Genomic DNA, 24392 nt, shown 5'->3' with positions numbered 1-24392 from the left:
CTCACGCCTCCCGGTCGGGCAGGCCGGTCGCGCTCCAGCCGTCCGGGCCGAGGCTTCCTGCCGCGTATTCGCCCATGGGGACCTTGTTCTCGCGCCACGCCTGGCGAACCGGTTCGATGATCCGCCAGCACTGCACGGCCATGTCGCCGCGGACCGACAACGGCGGGATGCCCTCCAGAATGCCCACGAGCACGTATCCGTAGGGCGGGAGCGCGCCCGCGCCGAACTCGCCCGCCAAGCTCACCGGATCGATGTCCAGCGAGTTGCCCGGCCCGCTGATGTTCACATCGAGCGCGAGCGTGTTGGTGCCGAGCGGGATGCCGATGTGGAGCCGGTTGGGTTGTGCGTTGCCGGTCAGGCCGGTCGGAACGTGCTGGGGCGGCTGGAAGGTGACGGTCACCTCGGTGCGGGGCGAGCCCAGCGATTTTCCCGAGCGCACCCGGAACGGCACACCGGCCCAGCGCCACGTGTCGATCGCGAGCACCAGCTCGGCGAAGGTCTCGGTATTGCGGGACGGGTCGATGCCGTCCTCGTCCACGAAGGACGGCACCTGACGGCCGTCGATCTCGCCGGCGGTGTAGCGCGCGCGTCGGCTGTAGCGGATCGGGTCGTCGTCCCAGATGTGAGTCGCCCGCAGGATCTGTGCCTTTCCGTCGCGCACATCCTCGCCCGCCAAGGACGGCACGGGCTCCATGGCGAACAGTGCCAGCACTTCGAGCAGGTGGCTCTGGATCATGTCCGCCATCGCGCCGGTGCCGTCGTAGAAGGCGGCGCGCCCCTCCAGGGTCAGGCTCTCGTCGAAGATCACGTCCACGCTGTGGACGTGCTGGTTGTTGAGCAGCGGTTCGATCACGCGATTGGCGAACCGCACGCCCAGAATGTTGAGCACCGCCGACATGGCGACGAAGTGATCGATGCGGTGCACGTGGTCTTCCGGCACGAGCTGTGTCACCAGGTCGTTGAGCGCGGCGGCGCTGTCGGCGTCGCTGCCGAACGGTTTCTCGATCGCGAGCCGGGTGCCTTCGGGCAGGTCGACGCCGGTCAGCGCACGGCAGGCTTTCTCGGTGATGGCGGGCGGCAGCGCGAAGTAGATGACGAGCTGCCCTTCGCAGGAGCCCAGCAGCGCGCGCAGATCGTCCTCGCCGGTGACGTTCGCGCGCACATACCGAGTGCTGTCGATGACCTCGCGCACCTGGGGCCCGTCGGCATCCACCGTCGCGAAGGACTCGACGACCTGCGATCGCCACCGGTCGTCGTCCCAGTCGTCGAGCGCACTGCCGACGAGCCGAAGCTTGTCCACCCTTCCGGTGCTCAACAGCGCGCCCAGGCCGGGGAGCAGTAGCCGCGCGGTCAGGTCCCCGCTCGCGCCGAGAATGATCAGCGTCTGCTCGGGTGAGGTCTTCGGCTGTGTTGTCGAGTCTGAAGGCATTGTGCTCGGCTCCTGTTGTTCAGAGTGCGACGGGCAATGCGACTGGCTGTTTCGATCCGAAACCGACTGTTTCTCTAGGTAATTCACGACCAGCGAACCCCTACCGCTGTCGTTGTGCTCCGTTTCCCGGAGCGCGCGGCGAGGCGATGGCCGCTGATGTCGCTCGATCGAACTCACGCGGGAAGTACTCTACGTCGCAGACCGGCTGGTGGACGGAATCCGGGGTTCGCGTCATGTACCCGGGCGTGGCTGCCCGGTGCCGTCCTCACGCCGCTCGGCAGAGGTATGGGCGGGAATAGGGCGGGGTGGGTGGCGGTTGCGTCCGGCATGACGAAGCTTGCCGGAACATACGGTGTGTGGCGTGGGTACCTGGGGTTCACTCCCGAGGCCGCGCGGGAGATCGAGGAGTTGGGGTTCGGGGCGGTGTGGCTGGGTGGGTCGCCGCCGGCGGATCTTTCGGTGGCCGAGTCGCTGCTGGAGGCCACGGAATCGTTGACCGTGGGAACCAGCATCGTCAATATCTGGTCGGCGCGGGCCGGTGCGGTGGCGGAGTCCTTCCATCGGATCGAACAGCGGTTTCCCGGGCGGTTGTTGCTCGGCATCGGCGCCGGTCATCGTGAGGCCAACGGGGCGGAGGCGATCAAGCCGTATGACGCGCTGGTGAGTTATCTCGACGAACTCGACGCGGCGGGGGTGCCGCAGGAGAGCCGGGCGCTGGCGGCACTCGGTCCGCGAGTACTGGAATTGGCGCGGGACCGGACCGCCGGTGCGCTGCCGTATCTGGCCCCGCCGGAGCACACCCGCATCGCCCGCGAGGTCGTCGGTGCGGACTCACTGCTCGTCGCCGAGCAGAAGGTGGTCGTCGACGGTGACCCCGAGCGCGCGCGGGCTGTCGCCCGGAAGATGATCCCGATGTATCTGGGGTTGGTGAACTATGTCAGCAATCTGCGGCGGCTCGGCTTCACCGAGGAGGACCTGTCGACTCCGGGCAGCGACCGGCTCATCGACGTTCTCGCGCTTCACGGGGAACCCGACCGGGTGGCTGCCGGGTTGGCCGAGCATCTGGATGCCGGGGCGGGTCACGTCGCGATTCAGGTCCTGAACGAGGACTACCTCGCGGCCCTGCGCAGCTTGGCGACGGTGCTGCCGCTCGCGCGGTGAGGTGACGGGAGCCGGTCGACCCGGGGCTTGTCGCCGGGTCGGGGTTCCCGGTGGGCGGGACTGTATCGGTCGATTGCCCAATTCGTGGGGTGGTGGGTTCGCTCGGCAACTACGGTCCCGCACATGGCTAGCACTCACCGCGTACTCGCGGCTATCGCCCTGGCCGCCGTCCCGTTCGCGGTGGCGGCGCCCGCCCCGGCGGACCCGGTCGTGAACAAGGTCGTGGTCATCGGTATCGACGGCACGCTGTGGAGTGAGGTGTCGGCGGCCGATGCCCCGAACCTCGACCGGCTGGCCGCCGAGGGCACCCTGGCACGCACGTCCATCGCCCCGCACACCACGATGTCGTGCGTCTCGTGGGCGACGGCGCTGACCGGCGTGTGGGATACCAAGCACGGGATCCAGGACAATGGGTCCACCTGCAACGCAGGGCCTTTCGCGCAATATCCGACGGTGTTCACGCAGGTGGAGCGGGAGCGTCCGGCCTTGTCGACGGCCTCCATCGGCACCTGGGACACGATCGGCATGATCGCGCGGACCGGCAGTCCGCACGCCGACCGTGTGTCGGTCACCCAGCTCGACCCCACCGGTGCCGGGATCTGCGAGACCACCGCCGATTCCGCCGCCACCGCGGAGGCTGTCACGGCCATCACCGAAGACGGGACCGATCTGCTGTTCACCCACCTCGATCAGGTGGACATCGTGGGTCACACGCTGCGTGGAATCTGGCCGCAGGCGTATCGCGATGCGATCAGCCGCGCGGACGGCCTGGTCGGCAAGATCGCTGACGCGGTCGACGCGCGGGCGGCCGCGCATCCGAACGAGCGGTGGACGATTCTGATCACCACCGACCACGGGCACAAGCCGGAGGGCGGGCACGGTGGGCAGAGCGCCTACGAGACAGCCAGTTTCGTGATCGCGCGCGGGCCGGGGTTCGCGGCGGGTGCGCAGAACAACGGCTACACCCTCGCCGACATCACACCGACTGTGCTGGATCTGCTCGATGTCCCGGCCCCCGCGTCGCTCGACGGCGAGACGATGGTGACCGGCGGCTCGGGCGACCCGGCCGCACCGGTGCCGAATACTCCGCCGGTCGACTCCGGGATCACCGGTTCGTCGTCAGGTTCGGCGCAGGCGGCCATGGTGGCGAATCCGCTGTGCGTCCTGGGGTCCGGTTCGGCGGGCGGTTCGTCCGAGAGGTGAACTCGCCGGGTTCTCAGCGCTTCGCGCGCAGGATGCGGATGGCGCGCAGGGCGGCGGGCGGTTCGCCTCCGGCGTTCGGGAAACCGTCGAGGTAGCGGGTGAGCAGGTCGAGGGCGGAGTGGTCGTCGATGTCGGTGAAGCCGAGGTCGCGTAACTGGGTGGCGATGTCCTCGGGCGTGAAGTAGCTGAACACGGGTTCACCGATGTCGGCCAGGCGATCGGCGCGTGCCCGCTGGTGGGCGCGGCCTTCCTCGCTGTCGGCGGGCTGCAGGTAGTCGAACACCACCTCGACCGGTCCGCCCTGACCAGCGATGTATTCGAGGGTGGCGTGGGCGGCGTGCGAAGTCAGGTAGAAGACGACGCCGAGCCACACGAACACGGCCGGGCCAGACCGATCGAATCCTGCGGTAGCCAATCCCGCTGCCAGCGTCTGGGTTTCGAAATCGACAGGCACGAAGGTCGCGGTGTCGGGGAGTTCGATTCCGGCGGCGGCGAGGCGTTCGCGTTTCCAGGCTTGGGTGGCGGGGCGGTCGACCTCGAAGACCCGCACAGCGGGGAACGGATTGCGGTAGGCGAAGGTGTCGAGGCCCGCGCCGAGGACCACGACCTGCCGCACACCAGCGGCGGCGGCCTCAGCTACGGCGTCCTCGGCGAAGCGTGAGCGCGCGGCGAAGAACAGGCGGCGGGGCCGATCGCTGACCACGTCACCGAGCTGGTTGTCGGCCAGTTCCGCCGCGGAGACGCCGAGCAGGGGCACTGCCAAGGGGTCGGTGAAGATCTGTGGGCGGTCCACGACCTGGTGGTGGGCTCGGGCGTACGCGGTGATGAGCGCGGTGCGGCTCGGTCCCTCGTTCTCCATGCCCACGAACCTACCGGGGCCGTTCGACGCTAGAGGGCGAGCATCGCGGTGGCGACCTGGTCGGCCGAGGACGCGCGCAGGGCGGTACCCATGTCGTCGAGGACGAGCAGGCGTGCGCCGGGGATCTCGGCGGCGAGGGCCTCGCCGTTGCCCACCGGGAAGAACGGGTCCGCGCGACCGTGCACCACGAGCGTGGGCAGATCGAGGTCGCCGAGCCGGCTCCGCCAGCGGGGTGCGCAGTCGATGCGGGAGAACACCATTCCGAGCTGGTTCGCCTGGTGCACCGCGGGATCGGCCGCGGGTGTCCGGTCCCAGATCCGGGCCGCTGTCGCTCGGGTCTCCGCCGGATCGTCGCCCAGCGGCTCCGCTGCCTCGGCGGCGAACGCGGCGACAGCGTCGCGGTCGGTCCAGTCCGGCTGCGGGCGGGAGAACAGGTCGCCCAGGATCGCGAAGTCGTGGTCGGGCAGGTCGTCGTCGACCGGGCCCGGCGCGACCGGCCTGGTGCCGACCAGGGTCAGCGCGGAGAACAGGTGCGGGTGGTCCAAGGCGGCGACCTGGGCGACCATCCCGCCGACACCGATGCCGCCGAGATGCGCTGTCCCGGCGCCGAGCGCGGCGACCAGCGCGGCAGTGTCGGCGACGAGGTCCCGCAGATCGTAAGCGGGATTGTCCGGATCGAGGGTTGTCGAACCGCCGGAGTCGCGCAGGTCGTAGCGGACCACGCGGCGTCCACCCGAGGCGAGCCGCTCGCAGAGCGTGTCGGGCCAGGACAGCATCGTCGTGCCGCCGACCAGCAGGATCAGCGGGTCCTCGGTGCGGCCGAAGCTCTCGATCCCGAGATCTACCCCGTTCGCCCGTACCGCGGTCGGGCCGCTGCGTGGCGGTTTCGTCATGGCGGAACGCTCCTGTCTGTAGGTACCGGAGGTATAGACGACGGTTGCACCGGAAAGTCATCGGTGCGGTCGGGATCGGCGGTGCCACCCATAAGGCTTGTTTATGGGGTGGTCGGCAGTTGGGCACTACTCCGGTGTGCGGGAACGGCCCAGGATTGGGGGCGAGCCCGGTTCGCGGGGTTGCTCGGCAGAGGAGGGCAGTATGGCGTTCGTGATCGGTGCCGCGTGTGTGGATGTGCTGGATCGTGCCTGTGTCGACGAGTGCCCGGTCGACTGCATCTTCGAGGGCAACCGGATGGCGTATATCCAGCCCGACGAGTGCACCGACTGCGGTGCGTGCGAACCGGCGTGCCCGGTGGAGGCGATCTACTACGAAGACGACATGCCCGCCGGGCAGGACGTGTTCATCGTCGAGAACGCGCGATTCTTCACCGAGCCGCTGCCGGGTCGGGCCGAGCCGCTCGGGCACCCTGGCGGCGCGACGGCGGTGGGTCCGCTGGGGGTCGACACCGTGTTCGTGCAGCAGTACCAGCCATGAGCCGATATGTCACACCGCAGGAGTAGGTTCGCAGCTACTTGATCGGTGCGAGCGGAAGGGTTCGGGATGGCTCAGCGGGTGCGGGTGCAGAACTTCATGTTGTCGGCCGACGGGTTCGGGGCCGGCGAGGGGCAGAGCCGGGAGCGCCCGTTCGGGCACGCCGATCCGTCGAAACTGGCGTCCTGGGCGGGGGCGACGGCGCACTGGCCGAATCGTTCGGAGCCGGGCGGCAGTGAAGGACTCGACGACTACTTCACGCGCGACTTCCACAACAACATCGGCGCCGAGATCATGGGCCGCAACAAGTTCGGGCCGCAGCGCGGGCCCTGGGAGAACTACGACTGGCAGGGCTGGTGGGGCGACGAGCCGCCGTTCCACACCCCGGTCTTCGTCCTCACCCATCACCCCCGGCCCTCGTTCACGCTGGGCGACACCACGTTCCACTTCCTCGACGCGTCACCGGCGGACGCGCTGAAGGAGGCGTTCGCGGCGGCCGACGGCAAGGACGTGCGCATCGGCGGTGGGGTGGCGACCGTGCGGGAATTCCTCGCGGCCGACCTGATCGACTCCCTGCACTGCGCGATGGTCCCGGATGTGGCGCTCGGGCGAGGGGAACGACTCTGGGAGAGTCCGGACGAGCTCACCGACCGGTTCCATCTGGAGAAGGTGCCGAGCGCGAGCGGGATCGTGCACCACCTGTTCTGGCGCAAGTGAGCCGTCCCGGACAGTCGACTCCACCCTCGCCCAGGGGTATCTCGGCCGACGGCGGCGAAAGGGCCGCGGCCTCCCGCGAAAAGGCTCGATGACTGCCTATGATCGAGCCCTCCGCAACAGCAAGCTCCAAGCAAACCGATCCGTCCGGTGTTGGAGGTATCGAATGGCCACTTTGCTCACTGGTGCGACCGTGTGGGACGGGCTCACCGATTCCCCTGCCGGGGTGCGCGACATCCTCGTCGACAAGGATCGGATCAGCGCGATCGGCGAGCACCTTCCCGTCCCGGACGGAGCGGTCGTGATCGACCTGGCCGGCCACACGGTGACACCGGGGTTCATGGATTGCCACACCCACGTCACCCTCACACCGGCCCTGGCGCCGGCGATCGCGAAATCCGGTGCGGCGATCGCGCTGGCCAGCCTGCCGGTATTGAAGACGATGCTGCTCAACGGGTTCACCACCATCCGTGACCTGATGACCGCCGACCTCGAATACAACACCCTCGATCTGCGCAACGCGATCGCGGCCGGTCTGATCGTCGGTCCGCGCATGCTGGTGGCGCCGCACCTGATCTCCGCGCGTGGTGGCCACGGCGACTTAAGCGCGATCCTGGACGCGCAGTTCCAGGGTGGACACCGCCTGCTGGAGATGGCCGCCGCCGACGGCTGCGACGAGATCCGAACCCGGGTGCGCACCGAGATCCGCGCGGGCGCCGACTGGATCAAATTCGGGGCGACCGGCGGATTCTCCAGCCCCTCCGACGACCCGGCCCAAACCACCTACAGCCAAGAGGAAATGGACACCCTCGTCGCCACCGCACGCGACCTCGGCCGCCACACCACCCCGCACTGCCTGGGTAACGAAGGCGTCCAGCGCGCGGTCCGCGCCGGTGTGCGCAGTATCGAGCACGGCAACCTGGCCACCGCGCAGACCCTGCAGATGATGATCGACAAGGACGTCTTCCTGGTGCCCACTCAGTACACGATGCTCGACGATGCCCGCCGCGTCGACGACGACGCCTACTGGGTCCACCAGCCCGCCTACAAGAGGCACAAGTACCGCGTCCATCGTAAAGCGTTGCTCGACGGCGCCACATTCGTCGCGGAATCACAGGTGAAGATCGCGTTCGGGACCGATGCGGGCATGTTCCCGCACGCGGACAACTGGAAAGAGTTCCCGATGATGGTCTCGACCGGGATCAGTAACGCACGAGCGCTGAAAGCCGCTACCAGCGTCGCCGCCGAGCTGCTCGAGCTCGACGACCTCGGCGTGCTGGCGCCGGGCAAGATCGCCGACATCATCGCCATGCCCGGCGACCCGTTCACCGACATCGACGTCACCGGCACCGTGGATTTCGTCATGAAGGACGGCGTGGTCCACAAACAGCCATGAGGTCGGCTGTTCCTGTGTCGGGTCAGTCGCGGGATTCGGCGCGGTCGAGTTCCTCGTCGAGGGCTTGGGCGGCGGCGATGAGGGCCAGGTGGGTGAAGGCCTGGGGGAAATTGCCGAGTTGTTCGCCGGAGGGGCCGATCTCCTCGGCGAACAGGCCGACGTGGTTGGCATAGGTGAGCATCTTGTCGAAGGCGTAGCGGGCCTGCTGGACCCGGCCGGTGCGGGCGAGCGCCTCGACGTAGAGGAAGCTGCACAGGTTGAAAGTGCCTTCGGTGCCGCGCAATCCGTCCGGCGAGGCTTCCGGGTCGTACCGGTAGACCAGGCTGTCGCTGACGAGTTCGCGTTCCATCGCGTCCAGGGTGCTCAGCCACATGGGGTCCGAGGCCGCCAGGAATCCCATGCGCGGCATGAGCAGCAGCGAGGCGTCCAGGACATGGGTGTCGAAGTGCTGCACGAAGGCCCGGCGTTCGGGGTCGTAGCCGCGCTCGATGATCTGCGCGAACACGGCATCGCGTTCGGTGCGCCAGCGGATCAGGTCGGCGGGCCGGGCCTGCTCGGTCGCGAGGCGGATCGCGCGGTCGAAGGCCACCCAGGCCATCAGCCTGCTGTAGGTGAAGTTCTGCCTGCCGCCGCGGGTCTCCCAGATGCCCTCGTCGGGGCGGTCCCAGTTGTCGGCGAACCAGTCGACGAGTCCGGCGAACATCTTCCACCCGGCGATGCCCGCGATCCCGGTGGCCTGGGCCAGGGCGTCGGCGGCCTCGCCGTAGATGTCGAGCTGGATCTGGTCGGCGGCGCCGTTGCCGAGCCGGACCGGTGCCGAATTCTGGTATCCGGCCAGGTGGTCGAGTGTTTCCTCGGTGAGGTGCGGGTCGCCGTCGACCCGGTACATGATCTGCAACGGTTCGCCCGAGGTGGTGCCGCCCGCCCCGACGCGTTCGCGCAGCCAGTCGCGGAAGGCGTGCGCCTCCTCGGTGAAGCCGAGATCCATCAGCGCCCGCACCGACAGCGAGGCGTCCCGGATCCAGGTGTAGCGGTAGTCCCAGTTGCGTTCGCCGCCGATCTGTTCGGGCAGGCCCATGGTGGCGGCGGCGATGGGCGCGCCGGTCGGGTGGTAGGTGAGCAGTTTGAGGGTGATCGCCGACCGGTTGACCATGTCGCGCCAGCGACCGCGGTAGGTGGAGGTGCGCAGCCAGGTCTGCCAGTAGAGCCTGCACCGGTCGAACGCCTCGCGGACACTGTCGTAGCTCGCCCGCTCGGTGAGCCTCGTGCCCGGGGCGGTGGTGGTCAACACGATGCCGGCGACGTCACCGGCGGACAGGGTGAAGGCCGAGACGGCGTCGGTGCCGTCGGCGCGCAGGGCGATCTGGGCGGAGGTCTCGAGGTGCAGACCGGCCACGGGCGAGTCGAAGACGGCGGCGTGGTCGTCGATCGGGTCGAGGGTGTGGGTGGCGCGCCCGTAGTCGAAGCGGGGTCGGCAGCTCAGGGTGAAGGTGAGCGTGCCGCGCACCACCCGGATGACGCGCACCAGCCGGTGCCGCTCGGCCGGTTCGTCGTCGAGGAGCGGTTCCATGAAGTCGGCGACCTCGCCGACGCCATCCGGCCCGCTGAACCGGGTGAGCAGGATCGCGGTGTCGGGCAGGTAGAGCTGGCGGACGGTGACCGTGTGGGAGGTGTCGACCGCGACCGCGCAGTGTCCGCCCTTGTCGCTGTCGAGCAGCGAGGCGAAGACGCTGGGTGAGTCGAAACGCGGCGCGCACCACCAGTCGATCGTCCCGTCCGCCGAGACCAGTGCCGCGGTCTGCAGATCCCCGACGATGCCGTGCTCGTCGATCGGTGGGTAGTCGTTCACGTCTCCAGCGAACACGCGTACCCGCACGCCGTCCTCACCCGGAGAGGGTGATTACCAGTAGTGCGGCCGCAGGTCCCAGGACGCGAGTTCGGCCGTCAGCTGCTCGCGCAGGCTCGCGCGGGTGGGGAAGCGGTCGGGGTCGGCGCCGGTGACGGCGAGGGTGACGGTGCGGCCGTCGGTGGAGAACGACAGGTTGACCCCGACCTCGACGCGCCGGAACATGGCCGGGTCGTTGGCGCAGACCACCGGGCGCATGAGTACCGCGGTGGCGCGATGCCCGGCGAAATCGGCCACACCGAGGGCGGATTCGCCCAGGTTGGTGCACAGGCATTCCGGGGCCTTGGCGGTGCGGGCGAACCAGCGCAGGACCGCTCGAGGGAGCACCATCTGCAGTGGTTGCAGGTGTTGCGGGGCCGGGGTGGTGGCCGGGTCCCGGTAGGCGGTGGCCGCCTGCTTGACGGCCGTGCGGACGGCAGCCAGGTCGATGGGTTCCCCGGCGCGGTAGGTGACCGCGATCGGCAGGCCGGTGGTGGCATTGGCGCGCGGATCACCGGGCACGCGCAGTGAGTGCGGGACGTCGACGCGGATCTCGGCGGCGTCGCCGACCCTGCCGGAACGGCCGAGCAGACCGGCGCCCACGGCGATGAGCAGGCCGTTGGTGGTGCCGTGGTGACGGCGGGCCACGGTTTCCCACTGGTCCAGGTCGATCTGGGCGACGAGGTCGGCGGGCGCCCACCGCGCGGGGTGGGGGAGTTCGGGCAGTGGCGCTCGGGGGTTGCGGGCAGGCTCGGTGACGGTGCGGCTCGCGATGGCCGCACGGATACCGCGTGCGATGGCGCGGGTCTGCCCGGCCGCGTCGGAGAGGTTCGTGCGCAGCGGGTTTCGTGGTGCGGTCCCGACCAGGTGTCCGGAGCTGGTGGCGCGGTCGGGTTGCTCGTTCGCGGACAGCCGGGCCAGTGCGTCTCCGACGGCGAACAGCACCGCGCCGCCGTCGGAGACGACATGGGAGGTCACCAGCGAGACCAGTGTTCCCCCGGACGCGGTGGGGGCCGCCGAGAGCTGCCAGACGCGTCCGGTCGCCGGGTCGAAATCCACGCGGCCGCGGTCGAAGAACCAGTCGAGGACGTCGTTCTCGGCCACCGGTGCCGTGTCCAGGTCCAGCGGTAACGACTCGGTGGCGGGCAGCCAGTACGGGCGGGCGAACGGCAGCCGTGCGGGGTGCACGCGCCGGGCCAGGAAACCTTGCGCGAGGTGGGCGTGCAGCCTGGTCAGCACCGGGTGGGGCAGCGGTGCGTCGAAGCGCCAGGCGAGCTGGTTGACCAGGGCGTTGCCGTAGAGGCTGTGCAGTTTCAGGAACAGGTCGTCGTCGGCGGTGAGGCGGTTGACGGCGGCGGGCGCGACGGCGGTCGCGGCCGGGGCGGTGAGTGTCATGGGAACTCCTCAGCGGGCGCGCAGGGTGCGCACGGTCAGGGGCGCGAAGACCGCGGCCACGGCGAACGAGGCCACGATCGACCACAGCGCGTCGGCGCCGACGACACCGTCTTCGGCGAGCGCGCGCACCGCGGACACGAGATAGGACACCGGGTTGTAGTCGGACACGACGGCGAGCCAGGTGGGCATGGATTCCTCGGGGACGAGTGCGTTGGAGGCGAAGCTGAGGAAGGTCAGCACCAGCATCGACATGCCCTGCACCGCCGCCGGTCGCGACACGGTGACCCCGATGAACGCGAACAGCCAGCTGATCGCCGTGGTGGCCAGCACCACGAGCACCGCCCCGGCGGCGAAGCCGAGCGGGTGCTCCGGCCGGTAGCCCATCGCGAATCCGACGATCACCACGGTCGTCGCGGCCAGCACGTAGCGGGTGGCCCCGGCCAGCAGCGCGCCGGCGACAGGCGCGGAGCGGGCGATCGGCATGGCGACGAACCGGTCGAATACGCCGGACCGGATGTCCTCGGAGAGCTGGACGCCGGTGGCGACCGAGGAGGTGAGCACGATCTGCACGAGCACCCCGGGAATGAGGATCGGCAGGTACGCCTGCATGCTCCCGGCGATGGCGGTGCCGAAGATGCTGCCGAACAGCACCGGCCCGACGATGGGCAGCAGAAGGGCGTCGTAGAGCAGCTGCGGGCTGTGGCGGAAGGTGAGCAGGCCACGCCAGGCCATCATCAGTGAATGGAACAGCGCGGCGCGTGGCCCCACCCGGGTGACGCGGGGGCGGCGGTCGATCGTCGTGGGCGCGGGGGCGATCTCGGTGGTGGTGAGAGTCATTGCGGGCCTCTGGCTTTCGCGGGTCAGGCGGCGGTGCCGGTGAGAGCGAGGAAGACCTCGTTGAGATCGGGACGGTCGACGGCGAAGCCGCGCAACGGGATCGCGGCCGCCCGGCAGGCGGCGACGATGTCGGCGGCGGTGCCCGCGTCGGCCAGGGCGACGGTGAGGGTGCCCGCCGTCGAACCCTCCGGGATCTCGCCGGTGAGCCGGACGACGATCCCCTCGGCGCGGGCGGAGTCGGCGGGGTCGGCGAGGTCCAGCCGCAGCACCTGCTCGCCGATGGAGGACTTCAGTTCGGTGGCCGTGCCCTCGGCGACGATCGCGCCGCGGTCGATGACGGCGATCCGGTCGGCGAGTGCGTCGGCCTCCTCGAGGTACTGCGTGGTGAGCAGCACGGTCGCGCCCCGGGCGACGAGGCGCCGGATCACGCCCCACATCTTGTCGCGGGTGTGCGGGTCCAGGCCGGTGGTCGGCTCGTCGAGGAAGATCAGCGGGGGATCGGTGATCAGCGTCGCCGCCAGGTCGAGCCTGCGTCGCATGCCGCCGGAGAACTGCGCCACCGGACGGTCGGTCACCGCGGACAGCTCGAATTCCGCGAGCAGCTCGGCGCTGCGGTCGGCGGCCGCGCGGCGCGAGAAGCCGAGCAGGCGGGCGAACAGGCGCAGGTTCTCCCCGGCGGTGAGGGTTTCGTCGACGGAAGCGTACTGGCCGGTGAGCCCGATCAGGGAGCGCACGGCGGTGGCGTCGCGCACGATGTCGTAGCCGAAGATCTCGGCGCTGCCGCGGTCGGGACGCACGAGGGTGGCGAGCATGCGCACGGTGGTGGTCTTGCCCGCGCCGTTCGGGCCGAGCAGCGCGAAGACGGAACCGGCCGCGACGGTGAGATCCACGCGGCCGACGGCCTGGAAATCGCCGTAGGACTTGCCGAGTCCGGTGGTGCGGATGGCGAGGTCGGTGCTCATCGGAGCCTCCTGGGGGCGGGAATCGGGGCGGCCAGGGCCGCGACGGTGTCGGCGGCGCGGTCGACACCGTCGTCGGTGTATTCCGTGGCGTACGCGGCCGCGCGCAGCACGACGTCGGGATCGGCGACCCGGTCGAGCAGTTCGGTGAGCCGGTCGCCGGTGAGGTCCTTCGCGCGCACGGTCGCGGCGAGGCCGAGCTGCCGCAGGGCCGCGCCCCAGTAGGGCTGGTCGGCCTGCACCGAGCAGATCACCTGGGGCACACCGGCTCTCAGCGCGGCCGCGGTCGTACCCGCGCCACCGTGGTGCACGGCGGCGACACAGCGCGGCAGCACGGCGGCGTGGTCGACGTGCGCCACGACCGCCACCGCCTCGTCGATTCCCGGCGGGAGAGGACTCCAGCCGCTGGCGAGCAGCAGCCGTCGGCCCCGCCGCGCGCACACCTCCCGCAGCATCGCGGCGAAAGCGAGCGGATCGCCGACATCCATCGACCCGAAGCCGACATAGACCGGTGCGCTGCCCGCCGAGAGCCAGGCGTCGAGATCGGGATCGGCGGGTGGCCGCAGCAGGCCGTCGCGGTCGGTCGGGAAGCCGGTGAACGGGCCGGGCAGCTGCGCGCGCAGGCCGGGGAACAGGTCCGGGTCGTAGGCCTGGATCGCGACGGTGGCGGTGTGGGCCTGCGCGCGGGGCAGGATCGGGGCGAGGGCGGCGGCGCGCAGACCGGTGAGGATCGTCCAGCCGAGTCGGTGCACGGCTGCGGGCAGACGCCGCGCCCACGGGGCGGGCACGACCGGGACGGCGGTATTGGGCTGGATCGGGAAGAAGTGCAGCGCGGCGAACGGCAGGCCGTGGGCCCGCGCCGTCGCGGCCGCGGCCTCCTCGCCGGCCATACCGGCCACGACCACATCGTGTCCGGGCACGAGTGCGCGCAGGTCATGCACCATTTCCGGTACGCCGCGGCGTTGCAGATCGAGGGTGGCGCGCAGCCGTGCCCTGGGGTCGCGGCTGCCGAATCGGGTGTCGGTGCGCTGCGCCAGCAGCAGCGCGGCGCTGTCGTAGCCGTACGGGACGGTCGCGATGCCGTGTGCCTCGGCGAAGGGGACGAGGTTCGGCGCCAGCGCGAGAGTCACCTCGTGACCGCGCTCGCGCAGCGCGTGGGCCAGCAGGATGCCGGGTTGCGCGTCGCCCCGGCTGCCGGTGAAGGCCAACAGTGCCCGCATCCGCTCACCCCACCTGGGCCGCGCCGGTCAGCGGGTCCGGGGCGCCACGGGAGGCGTCCGGCGCCTGCGCGTACCCGACCGGGTCGGCGGCGGAGTGCGTGGCCGCGACGAGCTGCGCGTGCGGTGCCGGTGCGGACTCCATCGCGGTGATCGCGCGCAGTGCGTGGCCGAACTCGGTCAGGAATTCCTCCATCACCTCCGCGGGGAAACCGGCCGGGTAGCGGGTGGAGACGTAGAGACCGTCGGCGGCGCGCACCACCCACAGGAACACCTCGTCGGGGGAGTAGGACTCGGCGCGCAGGGTGCGTCCGCGCAGGTCGGCGACGAGTTCGTAGCCGGGCAGCACCCGGATGTCGAGGAAGGAGACGCCGAAGCGCGGCGTCTCGGCGACCCGCAACAGCTCGAGCACGCGGCTCCACGACGCGTCGCCCGCCGTGCGGGCGCGGCGCAGGGCGGCGCGGGTGCGGTCGAGCACGTCGGCGACACCGTCGCTGTCGGTGAGGGCGATGTCGACCGGCACCACATTGACGAACCAGCCCATCGATTCCAGCCAGCGCAGATCCGGCCGGGTCGCGATCGGCATGACGGTGCGCAACCCGCTCTCGCCGAACCGGTGCCGGTTGGCCAGCGCCAGTCCCGCGAACACCGCCACCGACAGGCGGTGCCGGATCGCGTCCAGCGCGGCCTCGACACGCTCGAGGTCGGCCAGATCGAGCACGCGGCGCGACACGCTGGGCTGCGGCAGGCCCTCCTCGACCGGGTGTTGGGCGTGCGGGGCGAAGCGCGGCATGGACCCGCCTGCGAGGAATTCACGCCAGGTGGTGACGGCGGGGCAGGACGGCTCGAGCGCCAGGGCGGCCGCGCGTTCGAGCACCGCGAAGTCGGCGGCGCTGCCGAAGGTGGCCGACGCCCGCGACGGCAGACCCTCGACCGCCTCGCGGTAGAGCGCGCGCAGTTCCAGGATCAGGATGGCCTGCGAGTAGGCGTCGAGCACCGAGTGGTCGGCGGCCACCACGACGGTGAAGTCGGCGGTGTCCGGATGCTCGACGGTGGCGGCCAGGCAGTGTGGCCACACCAGCGGCGACAGGCACAGTTCCAGTGCGCCCCGCAGGAATTCGTTGATCTCGGAGCCGTCGGTGAGCCCGTCGATGGGCTGTTCGGCGACGACCAGGTCGTCTACGGCGGCGGTGAGCCGGGTGCGGGCGGACGGATCGACGGTGGTGCGCAGGCCCTCGTGGCGCGCGTGCCAGCGCCGCAGCGTCTCCCGCCAGGCCTCGGCCAGGAACGGGGCGTCCATCTCGAACACGGTGCCGATCCAGCGGCCACGACCCGGCAGCGGGTCGGCGGGGTCGACTCCGGCGCAGTATCCGGCATGCACGCTGGTGAGCGGGCGGGCGTCGGTCTGCCAGGCCGTACCGGGCAGTTCCGGGGTCCAGATCGACAGCATTCCGGGGCGGATCTCGAATTCGGACAGATGGGTGTATTCCATGACCGGGTTCACCTCGTGACGAATACAGGCCGAAGCGGCGGAAGAACGATTCGAAAAGGGGCACGTCGATGTGACACCACTGATGCTCTGGATCTTCGACGGTGGATATTCCCGGGAAGCCTCGGCGGGTTCGATGCTATAGCCAGCGCGCCGGAATTCATGCCTGTGAGTGCGGTCACCGATCCGCTGAACAATACTTTCTGATCAAAATTCCCGGGGGCGGCCGCGGCGGATCATCGGTGGCGCGCACACTATTTCGGGTGGAGGAAATGGTGGACATCGGTGTCCATCGAGAGTTTTGTTCACGCGCGACGGATATACGGTGTAGTCGTCGTCACAGTCCGGGTGAATCGTTGTCCGGTGCCGTTTTCCGTCCGTTCACTTGCGACGATCCGGCAGCGGTGGAATCAGCCCGGATCACCGGCCGCGGAAGGCCAGATCGCGCAACCTGAGCCAATCGATCGTGGGCGCGGCGGGTGGCGTTCCCGGCCGGTTCCTCGGCACCCACACCCGCAGCGCGCCCGGTTCGACGACACAGCGGACGGGGGTGTCGAGTTCGAGGGACTCGCCGTCGACGCCGACCGGGATACGTGGCGCGTCGGCGTCGACGGTGACCTCGGGCGCGGCGCGCTGGGTCAGGCCGCGGCTGCGGGTGCGGCGGATCAGGCCGACCGCGTCGCGGGTGCTCGCGACGGTGAGGGTGACCGCGCCGAGCAGGCCCCGGTCGAGCCGTTCGCGGCGGCTCAGGCCCGCGAGGTCGCTGGTGCCGTACGGGTTGTTGCTCACCAGGATCGCCTGGGCGCCGGTGACGGTCGTCCCGTCGATCCGCGCGACGAGATGGTGGCCGCGATGACCCGCGAGCAGGTCGGGGAGCAGGCGCAGCACCGTCGCGGTCTTGTCGTCGCGGTAGGCGGGACTGCGCACGATCTCGGCGTAGACACCGAACGACGTGTTGTTGACGAACGGCAGGCCATTGATCCGGCCCAGGTCCACGCGCAACTCGACCCCGTCGCGCAGCGCGTCGAGACCGGCGGCGGGATCAGCGCGATCCAGCCCGAGGTCCATCGCGAAATGGTTCCGGGTCCCCGCGCTGATCACCAGGAACGGCAGCCCGTGCTCGGCCGCGACACCCGCGACCAGGGCCTGCGTGCCGTCACCACCGGCGACCCCGAGCAGGTCCGCGCCGCGCGCCACGGCGGCACGAGCCAGGGCGACGACATCGACCTGGCCGGTCAGCAGCACGACTTCGGCCCCGAGTTCCTCGGCCCGGCGCGGCAGCTCGAACCGCTCGACCTTTCCGCCGCCGGAGCGCGGATTCATGATCAGGAACGGGTGCCGGGCCCGGGCGGCGGGCAGCTCGGGGGCGGTGGTGCGCGAAGTCTCCGGGCGCAGGGCGATCCGCGCGCAGGCCAGGGCGGCGAGGGCGGCCGCCGCGGCGAGCAGCACCACCCACAGCAGATGCGCGCGCACGAACAGCGCCACGACCACGATCGGGGTGAGGGCCGCGATGACCAGCGACGCCCAGCGCAGCAGCCCGTACCGGGTCAGCAACCAGTAGAGCGCCGCCGTGGTGACCACGACACCGCCGGCCCCCACGATCAGCAGCCCGACCGTGCCCACCACTCCGGCGAACACCACCGGCACCGCGATGGTCACCGCGGCGAACAGATAGGCGGCCCTGGCCGACCAGCGCCGCACCCGCGTCCCGGAATCCTCGGTCATACCGTGGCGGACCGATTCCGGGGGCACGTCGCCGTCGCCCACGATGCGGTGGTCGTCAGTGCCGGGGTTGCCAGGTGCTGACCGCCCAGATGACGAGCACGCTGAGCGCGATGATCACGATCGACCACGCCGGATAGTACGGCAGGGAAAGGAAATTCGCGACGATCACCAGGGCCGCCACCGCCAAGGCGGAATACCGGCCCCACGCCGCTCCCAGGACCAGGCCGACGCCGACGATCAGGCCCAGCGCGCCGAGAACCACATGGATCCAGCCCCAGGTCGTCGTGTCGAAGCGGTACACGTATTCGACTCCGGCGACATACAATTCGTCGTTCGCCAGCGCGGCGATACCCTGCAATACCGAGGCCGCCGCCATGATGAGCAACAGGCACGCGGCCACCACGGAAATGCCCTCCGCGACGGCCTGTTTCTGAAATGGTTCTTCCACCGGCGACGTCATTCGTGTCGAACCTGTATTTCCGGTCATTGCCGAATTCTATCCGGCGACACTCAGCCTGAACCGCTCGATTCGGTCGCGGGCCGACGCGGCACCAAACCGGTGCCGAACAGTGCCATCACCGCGATCAACGCGGTCACGGCGAAAGCCACCTGGAGGGCCTCGAGCCGGGCCTCGGCGTTGACGCCCGCGATGGTCTCGGCGGTCGCGTCGTCCACGCCCGCGGCGTCGAGTGCCTCGTGCACCTGCCGGTCGGACAGGAACGGCACGCCCTGGGCCAGATCCGTGGTGGCCTGCGCCTGGACCGAGGCGGGCACCGCCGGATTGCCCTCGATGCCCGCCAGCGCCGCGGAGGACAGCGTGGCGATCAGCACCGAGCCGATCAGCGCGGTACCCAGCGACGCGCCGAGCGTGGTGGCGGTGTTCTGCAGGCCGCCGACCTCCGCACTGCGCGAATCCGGGACAGCCGAGACCGTGACCGCGCCCAGTTGCGAGGCCAGCGCGCCCAGTCCCAGGCCCATCAGCACCATCGGGATCGCCACCACGCTCGCGTCGGCCCCGGGATCCATTCCGGCCGCGAGGATCAGCACCCCGACGATCATCACGCCCAGCCCGAACCGGACCACCCGGCGCGGATCGGCCCGCGGGCGCAGTCGCGGGATGCCCACCGCGGCCAGGACCAGGGCGATCGACAGCGGCAGGATGCGGACGCCGGTCTCGAGCGCGCTGAGCTCGAGCACCACCGACAGGAACAGCGGCACCGCGAAGAAGACCCCCGCCTGCACGGCGAACTGCGCGAAGAACATGGTCGACCCGCCGACCAGCTGCCGGTTGCGCAGCAGCGCCGGGTCGATGAGCGGTTCCCGGCCGCGGCGCACCAGCCAGTTCTGCCTGCGCAGGAACAGATACAGCGTGAGCAGGCCGCCGATGAGCAACCAGAAGACCGCCGAGAGGCCGAACACCGCCGGTGCGCCGGTCTCGGGCCGCACCCACCCCCATTCGCTCGACCGCAACACCCCGAACACGATCGCGCCCAGACCGATCGCCGACAGCACCGACCCGACCAGGTCCAGCTCGACCCGGGGTGCGGGGGCGTCCTGGATCCGGCGCAGCACCAGCAGGATCGCCACCACGACGACCACCTCGCCGAAGAAGACGTAGCGCCAGGACGCGAAGGTGGTCACCGCGCCACCGAGCAGCGGGCCGACGGCGACGGCCATGGCGCCCGCCGCCGCCACCAGTCCGTAGGCTGCGGGCCTGCGCTCGGCGGCGAAGTTCCCCGCGACGAGCGAGACGATCGCGGGCATGATCAGGGCGGCACCGATCCCCTCGAGCAGTGACCAGCCCAGCAGCAGGACCGTCAGATTCGGCGCCGCGCCGGTGACCAGCGAGCCGATACCGTAGACGACCAGGCCGATCCCGAACACCCGGCGCCGTCCCAGGATCGCGCCCACCTTGCTGCCGGTGATCATCAGCGAGGCCATGACCAGGGTGTAGAGCGTGATCGCGGACTGGATGCCGGTGATGGTGGTGCCGAGATCCTGCGCGACGGTGGCCATCGACACGTTCATCACCGAACTGTCCAGCGTCATCAGGAACTGGCCGGAGGCCAGGACGGCCAGCACGATCGCACTCGACTTCACCGGTGGCGCCGACATCGGCATGCTCCTCGGGCTCAGTGGGTCAGGACGACTTTGACCACCACGATCGCGGTGGCCACACAGGTCAGCAGCAGGGCACCGGTCAGGGTCGACCGGTCCGGGCGCGCGCCCTGTAGCCGCCGGATGACGAAGACGATGCCGCCGATGCGGACCAGCATCACGGCCTCGGCGAGGACCTGCGCGGTGCGCGGTTCGAGCCAGCCGATCGCGGCGGCCGCGAGGATCACGCACGGCAGCACGGCGGAGGTGAGAATGGGCAGCGAGTCGCGCAGGTCGGTCCAGCGCTCGAGCCCGGTCGGTGGCTGATCCGACCGCACCGACCGGCCGATGTTCTCGGCGAAGGCGTGCGCGACGAAGGTCGACAGGGCGGTGCCGAGCACGACGAGGATGCCGACGTTCTCGTTCGACGGCGAGACCGGGATCAGCGCGGCCAGAATCAGGATGTTGCCGTAGATGTAGGCGCTGATCCGGCTGGCGGCATTGCGCTGGTCGAGCGGGACCCGGGAGAACAAGGGCCCGTGCAAGAGCTTGTGTCCGTTGCCTTCCATCGGCCCTCACCATGGTCGTCGGGTGACACCCCTCTGGTGAACTATAGGCGCCCGCGGGCTCGTTATCTGCGCGTTATCACAGCGTTGCCCAGCCGAAGCCGGTTGCTATGGTGGCGCGCGGAAGTTTGTTCGTTCGACCGTGAGGAAGACCATGGGAAGCACTGCCCTCGACGTCATCGCGTTGCTCGTGAACCGCGCCGCCGAGTTCTGGAACTGGATGGCGACCGGCTCGTCGGGGTTCCCGCCGCTGTGATCGGTTGAGGCACGCTGACGAAACCCCCGAACAGCCACCGGCTTTCGGGGGTTTCGCCGTCTGCGCTGCGGTGAACCGAACGTGTCGGACCCCGGCGTTACCGTTGTCGCACAGCCCATATCGAGGACAGGGGTGGCGATGACCGAGAACGACAACGCCGCGCGCGAACGTGCCCGGCGCCCGGAAGACCTGAGCAGGCTCGTGGTCGAACGGCTCAACGCCGGCGATGTGGACGGTCTGGTGGAGTTGTACGAGTCCGACGCGGTGCTCGCCCTGCCCGACGGTGTCGTCGCGACCGGGATCGAGCAGATCAGGGCCGCCTACACGCGGCTGGTGGCCTCGCGGCCGGTGTTCCAGCCGGGCGCGCAATCGCCCGCCTTACGCGCGGGCGACCTCGCGCTCACCTCGTCGCGGCTGCCGGGCGGTGGTGGGGCCACGGTGGAGGTCGCGCGGCGGCAGCCCGACGGGAGCTGGCGGTGGATCCTGGATCAGCCCAATGTGCTGGGCTGAGCGTCAGTTCTGCTGCAGGCCGGAGTTCAGCACGACGACCACCTTGTCGGCGGTCACCTCGCTGACCCGCACATCGACCCCGTCGGCGGCCTGGGACTGACCCACCGGCACGGTGATCTGCTGACCACCGATGCTCAGGGTGACCAGGTCACCGTTGACGGCGACGAGCTCGGCGTCGATCCCGAGGACCGAGGCCTTGGCCTGCACCCCGCGCTCGAAGGTGATGGTGCAGCCGCCGACGGTGCACTCGGAGGTGGTGCCGGGGCCGGTCATGGTGCAGGCGGTGGCGGCGAGGGGAAGCAGCAGGGCGAACGCGCAGAGCGAGATCAGCCGTCGAACAGGCATGCCGGTCAGTGTAGTGCGCGCAGGCGCGCCGTGGCCCCAAGCGCTGACTCGGGATCGAAGAGGCAACGGAACGGTCTCGTCGTGTTGCGGGCCCACAGCGCCGGGGAATACCGTCGCTGAGAGGTAACTGGCATCGCAGCACCGGCCGAGATCGGGAGGTGGGACCATGATCGCGAGCGAGATGACGGTTGCCAGCCGCTGGTGGTGGCGGCCGGGGTGGACACCGGGGCGTTCCTTCTACGACTGGCAGATCGTGCCCACCCAGACCGTCGCCGACAAACTCGTCGAGATCTTCGCGCCGACACTGACCCGATTACCCGGGCTCGAGCAGGTCGACGCCGCCCGTCTGCGGATCGGGGTGCAGGGCATCGGTTTCGTCGACGGCGTCAAGGGCGTGCATCTGGCGGCGCTGGTCGCCGGGGCGCGCGACCTGCTGGCCGAGCACGCGCCGTTCCCGCTCACCTTCGGTCCGCCCATGGTCGCCGACGACTCGATCCGGCTGCCGATCGCCCTGCCCGAGGAACTGGTTCGCGTGCGCGAAGACCTCACCCGCGCGCTGAGCGAGGTATGGATCCGCGAGCGCATCCCCGAATTCGGCGAACCGCTGCAGCCCTACCTGGCCCTGGCGCACGCGACCGAACCGTCCTCGCGCGATGAGATCCGCGCGGCCCTGGCCGAGGACGGTTTCGTCGACTTCACCCTCGACGACACGGTCTCGTCCGTGTCGATGGTCGAATTGCTCTGCGAGAACGGCCGATACGACTGGTCGGAGGTCAGCACCGCCGACCTGCTGCGCGATCCCACTCCGGTCGTGGAGCGCACCGTCTTCGACGATCCGCTGTTCGGGCCGCTGCGCACGCCGGAGCGGGATCGGCTGCTCAGGAACTGAGCCGTGGCGGCGGGGTGCCGTGCGGGAGCCGCGGTCCCACCGCGAGCCGGGCACCCGGTGTGCGGCCGCGTCCCCAGCCGAGTTTCTCCCGGTAGCCGCCGATGTGCTCGGTCGGCACCGCGGCACCGGCGGGCAGCGGGGTGACCTCCGGGGCGACGTAGAGCGCGTCGACCGGGCAATACGCCTCGCACAGGAAGCAGGTCTGGCAGTCGGACTGCCGGGCGATGACCGGGATGCCGCTGTCGGTGCTGTCGAACACATTGGTCGGGCAGGCGGCCACGCACTTGTCGCAGCCGATGCAGTCGTCGGCGCGCAGCAGCTCGATCACGACGCCACCGCCAGTGCCCGCTCGCGGGTGGGCGCCGGATCCGTCCACGGCGCGTCCAGTCCGCCGGAGAGCAGATGATGGTGCTGGGCCGGGTCCAGGTCCGGATGATCGGCGCGCTTGCTCATGCCGCGGGTCTCGGTGCGCGCCAGCGCCGACCGGTACATGAGCCGCCCGACCGCGGTGATGGCCGCGGCCTGACGGGCCCGGATCCGTTCGTCCCCGCTCACCCCGCCGAGCCCGTCGGACGCGGCCGACCACAGCTCGTCGAGCCGGGCCAGCGCCGGGCGCAGCCGTTCACCGTGGCGCAGGAAATTGTGCTCGATCGGCAGCAGTTCGGCCTGCGCGGCGGCCACCACCTCGGCAGCCGACACCGACGGCCCACCCTCGGGCCGCAATCCGACGCCACCGAGACCGCGCACCGCACCGGTACCGACCTCGGCCGTCCGCGCGTAGCGAGCCGCGCCCGCACCCGCCCAGCTGCCCGACGACATCGCCCAGGCCGCGTTGTGGCTGCCACCGCCGGTGAACCCGCCACAGATCCGCTCCCTGGTCGCCGCGTCACCGGCGACATACAGGCCGGGAACCGTTGTCGCGCACTCGTCGTCGACCACATCGATGCCGCCGGTGCCGCGCACGGTGCCCTCGGCGAGCAGATCGATCTCGAAGCGCTGGGTGAACGGATCGATGCCGCGCCGATCGAACTGCAGGAAGAAATTGGGCTGACCCACCCGCATCTGCGCCTGCACGGTCGCGTCCGCGCGATCGAGCTGGGCGAACACCTTCTCCTGCAGCAGGGTCCGCGCGATCACCGAGCGGCCGCGCGCCGAGCCTGCCTCCTCGAGCACCCGGCCGTCGGCACCGAAGAGGGTGGCGTAGCCGTAGTAGGCGGTCTTGGTGATGGTGGAACCCTTGGGCACCAGCGCGTAGGCGTTGGAGAACTCCATGCCGGAGAAGCGGGCACCGGCCTCGGCCGCCATGAGCGCGCCGTCGCCGGTGTCGACATTGGTGCCCAGCGCCCGCGACAGGAACGCGCAGCCACCCGTGGCCAGCACCACCGCGCGCGCGGTGATCCGGTAGTCGCGGTCGAGCTGACGCTGATGGCCCGCCGCGCCACGGACCGCACCGGACTCGTCGACGAGCAGTTCCAGGGCGGGACTGTGATCGTGGACCCGGACGCCGATCCGCGTCAGCCACGCCCGCATCCGGCGCATGTACTCCGGGCCCTGCACGCCGGTGCGCAGCGGTGTGCCGGTCGCCGGGTCGACCGGGAACGGGTACCGGCCCTCGACGGCGAGCCGGTTCATGTTCGTGTAGGTCTGATCCAGGACGCGATCCATCCAGTGGTGATCGGCGAGATAGCCGCCCAGCGCCTCCCGGCTCGCCTTCGCCGCGGCGCGTGCCTCGGCCTCGGGCGCCACATACCAGACACCGGTGCCCGACGGCGCGGTCGCGCCGCTGGTGCCGCAGTAGCCCTTGTCGACCAGGACCACGTCGGCCCCCGTCTCACGGGCATGGATGGCCGCCCAGCACGCGGCCGGACCACCGCCGATGATGAGCACATCGGTGCTCGCCTGCAATATCTCGCTCATAGGAAGCTGTCCTTGTTTGTTGGAGCGCTGGCGCGCTCGAGTTCGCGCCCCTTGGGCGGTCCCGTCGATCAGGCACCGTTGCTTGCTCCTTCGTCGCGTACGCAACGGCGCCTGA

At 70.3% G+C, this 24392-nt stretch carries 23 protein-coding genes; 7 read left to right on the top strand and 16 right to left on the bottom strand.

Annotated elements, in window-relative coordinates:
- Window position 1 precedes the first annotated feature (1 nt).
- Window positions 2–1606: a glucose-6-phosphate dehydrogenase gene (locus ACWEMY_RS02270; protein ID WP_452388526.1), complete on the bottom strand. Its 1605-nt coding sequence runs from the start codon at window positions 1604–1606 to the stop codon at window positions 2–4.
- Window positions 1607–1714: 108 nt separating this feature from the next.
- Here ACWEMY_RS02270 and ACWEMY_RS02265 point away from each other — a divergent pair, with 108 nt between their 5' ends.
- A complete protein-coding gene (locus ACWEMY_RS02265; RefSeq protein ID WP_452388525.1) occupies window positions 1715–2590 on the top strand; it encodes an LLM class F420-dependent oxidoreductase in 876 nt (291 codons plus the stop codon).
- Between the two features lie 123 nt (window positions 2591–2713).
- The gene (locus tag ACWEMY_RS02260; RefSeq protein WP_452388524.1) at window positions 2714–3793 is read left to right on the top strand and encodes an alkaline phosphatase family protein; all 1080 of its coding nucleotides are present in this window, start codon (window positions 2714–2716) and stop codon (window positions 3791–3793) included.
- A gap of 13 nt (window positions 3794–3806) precedes the next feature.
- Here ACWEMY_RS02260 and ACWEMY_RS02255 read toward each other — a convergent pair whose 3' ends face one another.
- Together ACWEMY_RS02255 and ACWEMY_RS02250 are read right to left on the bottom strand one after the other, a co-directional pair.
- On the bottom strand, window positions 3807–4652 hold the full coding sequence (locus tag ACWEMY_RS02255) for a class I SAM-dependent methyltransferase (RefSeq protein WP_452388523.1): 846 nt from the start codon (window positions 4650–4652) through the stop codon (window positions 3807–3809).
- Window positions 4653–4681: 29 nt separating this feature from the next.
- Window positions 4682–5545: an alpha/beta fold hydrolase gene (locus ACWEMY_RS02250; RefSeq protein ID WP_452388522.1), complete on the bottom strand. Its 864-nt coding sequence runs from the start codon at window positions 5543–5545 to the stop codon at window positions 4682–4684.
- A 202-nt stretch (window positions 5546–5747) separates the two neighbouring features.
- Here ACWEMY_RS02250 and fdxA point away from each other — a divergent pair, with 202 nt between their 5' ends.
- The 3 genes from fdxA (at window position 5748) to ACWEMY_RS02235 (ending at window position 8190) form a co-directional block, all read left to right on the top strand.
- Window positions 5748–6083: a ferredoxin gene (fdxA, locus tag ACWEMY_RS02245; RefSeq protein WP_452388521.1), complete on the top strand. Its 336-nt coding sequence runs from the start codon at window positions 5748–5750 to the stop codon at window positions 6081–6083.
- A gap of 66 nt (window positions 6084–6149) precedes the next feature.
- Window positions 6150–6797, top strand: coding sequence for a dihydrofolate reductase family protein (locus ACWEMY_RS02240; protein ID WP_452388520.1), 648 nt, complete (start codon window positions 6150–6152; stop codon window positions 6795–6797).
- 163 nt (window positions 6798–6960) lie between these two features.
- The gene (locus tag ACWEMY_RS02235; RefSeq protein WP_452388519.1) at window positions 6961–8190 is read left to right on the top strand and encodes an amidohydrolase family protein; all 1230 of its coding nucleotides are present in this window, start codon (window positions 6961–6963) and stop codon (window positions 8188–8190) included.
- Between the two features lie 22 nt (window positions 8191–8212).
- On the opposite strand, the gene ACWEMY_RS02230 is transcribed toward ACWEMY_RS02235, so the two are convergent.
- The 10 genes from ACWEMY_RS02230 to ACWEMY_RS02185 all read right to left on the bottom strand — a co-directional run bounded on the left by ACWEMY_RS02230 (window position 8213) and on the right by ACWEMY_RS02185 (window position 20363).
- Window positions 8213–10039, bottom strand: coding sequence for a glycoside hydrolase family 15 protein (locus ACWEMY_RS02230; RefSeq protein ID WP_452388518.1), 1827 nt, complete (start codon window positions 10037–10039; stop codon window positions 8213–8215).
- A 51-nt stretch (window positions 10040–10090) separates the two neighbouring features.
- Window positions 10091–11470, bottom strand: a complete 1380-nt coding sequence (locus ACWEMY_RS02225; RefSeq protein ID WP_452388517.1) for a hypothetical protein — start codon at window positions 11468–11470, stop codon at window positions 10091–10093.
- Between the two features lie 9 nt (window positions 11471–11479).
- Complete coding sequence (locus ACWEMY_RS02220; RefSeq protein ID WP_452388516.1) at window positions 11480–12307, bottom strand: ABC transporter permease; 828 nt, start codon at window positions 12305–12307, stop codon at window positions 11480–11482.
- A 23-nt stretch (window positions 12308–12330) separates the two neighbouring features.
- Entirely contained in the window at window positions 12331–13269 is a 939-nt protein-coding gene (locus ACWEMY_RS02215) for an ATP-binding cassette domain-containing protein (RefSeq protein ID WP_452388515.1), read from the bottom strand.
- The gene (locus ACWEMY_RS02210) at window positions 13266–14486 is read right to left on the bottom strand and encodes a glycosyltransferase (RefSeq protein ID WP_452388514.1); all 1221 of its coding nucleotides are present in this window, start codon (window positions 14484–14486) and stop codon (window positions 13266–13268) included. Before ACWEMY_RS02210 ends, ACWEMY_RS02215 begins: the two co-directional genes overlap by 4 nt.
- A 4-nt stretch (window positions 14487–14490) precedes the next feature.
- Complete coding sequence (locus ACWEMY_RS02205) at window positions 14491–15975, bottom strand: condensation domain-containing protein (protein WP_452388513.1); 1485 nt, start codon at window positions 15973–15975, stop codon at window positions 14491–14493.
- Window positions 15976–16392: 417 nt separating this feature from the next.
- Window positions 16393–17697 (bottom strand): diacylglycerol/lipid kinase family protein, encoded by a 1305-nt coding sequence (locus tag ACWEMY_RS02200; RefSeq protein ID WP_452388512.1) that lies wholly within the window; start codon window positions 17695–17697, stop codon window positions 16393–16395.
- Between the two features lie 55 nt (window positions 17698–17752).
- Window positions 17753–18184 carry a DUF7144 family membrane protein gene (locus ACWEMY_RS02195; protein WP_452388511.1) on the bottom strand — a complete coding sequence of 144 codons (432 nt, stop codon included), beginning with the start codon at window positions 18182–18184 and terminating at the stop codon, window positions 17753–17755.
- 23 nt (window positions 18185–18207) lie between these two features.
- The gene (locus tag ACWEMY_RS02190) at window positions 18208–19812 is read right to left on the bottom strand and encodes an MFS transporter (RefSeq protein WP_452388510.1); all 1605 of its coding nucleotides are present in this window, start codon (window positions 19810–19812) and stop codon (window positions 18208–18210) included.
- Window positions 19813–19829: 17 nt separating this feature from the next.
- Window positions 19830–20363 carry a hypothetical protein gene (locus tag ACWEMY_RS02185; protein WP_452388509.1) on the bottom strand — a complete coding sequence of 178 codons (534 nt, stop codon included), beginning with the start codon at window positions 20361–20363 and terminating at the stop codon, window positions 19830–19832.
- A gap of 391 nt (window positions 20364–20754) precedes the next feature.
- On the opposite strand from ACWEMY_RS02185, the gene ACWEMY_RS02180 reads away from it, so the two are divergent.
- On the top strand, window positions 20755–21126 hold the full coding sequence (locus ACWEMY_RS02180; RefSeq protein ID WP_375927169.1) for a YybH family protein: 372 nt from the start codon (window positions 20755–20757) through the stop codon (window positions 21124–21126).
- A 3-nt stretch (window positions 21127–21129) separates the two neighbouring features.
- Here ACWEMY_RS02180 and ACWEMY_RS02175 read toward each other — a convergent pair whose 3' ends face one another.
- Window positions 21130–21471, bottom strand: a complete 342-nt coding sequence (locus tag ACWEMY_RS02175; RefSeq protein ID WP_375927171.1) for a hypothetical protein — start codon at window positions 21469–21471, stop codon at window positions 21130–21132.
- A gap of 166 nt (window positions 21472–21637) precedes the next feature.
- On the opposite strand from ACWEMY_RS02175, the gene ACWEMY_RS02170 reads away from it, so the two are divergent.
- A complete protein-coding gene (locus ACWEMY_RS02170) occupies window positions 21638–22360 on the top strand; it encodes a 2'-5' RNA ligase family protein (RefSeq protein ID WP_452388508.1) in 723 nt (240 codons plus the stop codon).
- On the opposite strand, the gene ACWEMY_RS02165 is transcribed toward ACWEMY_RS02170, so the two are convergent.
- Together ACWEMY_RS02165 and ACWEMY_RS02160 are read right to left on the bottom strand one after the other, a co-directional pair.
- A complete protein-coding gene (locus ACWEMY_RS02165; protein WP_375927175.1) occupies window positions 22350–22688 on the bottom strand; it encodes a 4Fe-4S dicluster domain-containing protein in 339 nt (112 codons plus the stop codon). The two genes, ACWEMY_RS02170 and ACWEMY_RS02165, sit on opposite strands and share 11 nt — an antisense overlap.
- A complete protein-coding gene (locus ACWEMY_RS02160) occupies window positions 22685–24277 on the bottom strand; it encodes an FAD-binding protein (RefSeq protein WP_452388507.1) in 1593 nt (530 codons plus the stop codon). Before ACWEMY_RS02160 ends, ACWEMY_RS02165 begins: the two co-directional genes overlap by 4 nt.
- Window positions 24278–24392 lie beyond the last annotated feature (115 nt).

The sequence above is a fragment of the Nocardia sp. NPDC004415 genome (genome assembly GCF_053602435.1).
Note: the sequence above shows the minus strand (reverse complement) of the source record. Positions and strands in the feature narration are given on the sequence as shown.